This window comes from Xanthomonas bromi (genome assembly GCF_900092025.1).
In the GTDB taxonomy this organism is placed as follows: domain Bacteria; phylum Pseudomonadota; class Gammaproteobacteria; order Xanthomonadales; family Xanthomonadaceae; genus Xanthomonas; species Xanthomonas bromi.
In genome coordinates this window covers 1-2,005 of record NZ_FLTX01000134.1, presented here as the reverse complement: position 1 = coordinate 2,005, position 2,005 = coordinate 1, and the positions used below count along the sequence as shown (strand labels likewise).

General features: G+C 59.1%; 2 pseudogenes. Both read right to left on the bottom strand.

The features are described from left to right. Positions 1-928: pseudogene (locus tag XBLMG947_RS20900) on the bottom strand (type III secretion system effector XopP); the annotation flags it as partial. Between the two features lie 767 nt (positions 929-1,695). Continuing rightward, positions 1,696-2,005 (bottom strand): annotated as a pseudogene (locus XBLMG947_RS20890) (type III secretion system effector protein); the annotation flags it as partial.

The window sequence follows — 2,005 nt, the reverse complement described above, 5'->3', positions numbered from 1 at the left end:
CAAGCAGGTTCTTATAGCTGGCCAGTTTCTCCGATGTAAGTGAGTGCTCGGTTGAAAGATAGCATTCGATATGGATCTTGATCAGTTCAGTGAACGCCTTTCTGACATCGGTGTTCATGCACTTTTCTACGTCGTCAAGCGCTCTCAGTCGATCCAACACCTGCGGCAGGCCGCAACTTCTGGCTTGATGGGAAAGTTTTCTTGAATATATTTCGTAGAGCACTCCACGAACGGTTTGCATCCGCGAGTGACAAGATCCCATCGTTACCTTGACAATCGGCAGTTGTGCCTTCGGAGAGTCGTGCAGCGCCAGATCGGTCATCGGCGACTTGATACGTCGAAAAACCTCTTCCAACGCTAAAATGGCATTAAGAAGATGATCGCGTAACGCAAGCCATGGCTCAGGCTGCTGCAGGCGGATGGCGTCGGTATCAAATCGCACCGAATCGCTGCTGTCGTCAAGCACAGAACCCAATTCCTCCAGCTTCTGATCGATCAGTTTTTCGCATGACACATAGTTCATCGCTGCGGCTTGTCCGAGAGACGAAACCAATTGATTCTCATGGGCTTGGATGTCGGGAAGTGGCATGCGGCGCTGCATCTTGAGATCGCTCAGCGCCTGCAGGCCTTGTCGAGCGGATTCGAGCGCGGACGCGCCGGAATTGAGCCTTGCTTCCAGGGCCTTTGTGTCCGCCGAGTCCCTCGGCGCTACGTTGACGACCAGGTGATTGTACAGGTGCAGCCTGGTCGAGGCCCTGTTCAATACTACGACAGGATCTGATGCTTCCGAGACAGGCGTTGGGGTAACGAGCAGCGCCGTGGCGTCCCTGGCGTTGGCGGATGATGCTGCTGACGCACTGGCTCTGGACGCTCTGGCCGACCTCGACGGTCTGATGGCAAGCCCGCTGAGTTGCGCGGAGCGCGCCATCACGTCGGTGTCGGTAGACGCACTCGCGGCTGTCCCCGGGTCCGCCGGTGTCGGTGCGGGTTGCGTGGATCGTGCGGGATCCGATGGGGCCTGCTTGGTGGGGCCAACTCTAGGCACGGTGCATCCTCCGATATTGCCCTTCAATGCCACACATGACGCCCAGATATGCCCGTTCTCGGGAGATGCCTGGACCTTGGTGGTTTGGCGTGGCGCAGATCTCGGCTAAACAGGCTCCATCAGCGAGCAAAAACTCCTGGTGCCGTGCGTGGTGCACTCCCTGCGTCAAGTACATCTTAGCGTTCAGGCCGCTTGCCGATCGCGCAGCTGCCGCAGTGCTCACTGTCGGACCAGCCTACCTTTTCATCATGGACCGCGCCTGACGTATCGGCAGCACGGTCTGCGTGCTGCGGTTGATCGCCTTTTGAGCGTAATTCGCTCGACTCGCTCATGGTCGCTAGCCGCTACGTCCATGCCAAGTAAACCATCGAATGCTCCGCTGTTCGCATGCTGTGCGAATGCCTGGTGCCTGATACGAAGTCCACCTAGCCGTCAGTGCAACGCGTCAAAGAAGGGATCAGGCTCTGAGCTGAGCCACCTCTCTATCGCCACCATCATCTGTCGATGCGCAGCCGAAGACTCGGCGACGCAGCCACCCGAGCCATCAGAGGCAGGTTCCATCGGTAATGGACAAGGCTTCCCGACCGACGTACAGGGTGACGTCGAGCGTGCGCATGTCTTGGCGGGCGACGGCGTTCCGACCGTTGTGGTTATCGTTGCCCACCAGAACCCGCCGCCCAAAGCTGGGCGAGCAGCTTCGAGCCGATCGTTGCACGATGCACCTTGGCATCGGTATGCCCGAGGGCATGCATCATCTCTTCCCAGCGTGGGCCCAAATTCACCTCCCGTGCCGTCTTCAGGTGGACGGCGGCCAAGTCCTTATAGGGAAGCGAGCGCAGTCCGTCGGGGGCCACCGGCTTTTCGGTATGCACGTGCACGAACCAGGGCGCGGGCAGGTCTCCATTGGACTGCGGCGTGTGGTCGATCCGCACTTCGAACAGCCTGCCACGGTTGCCCTGG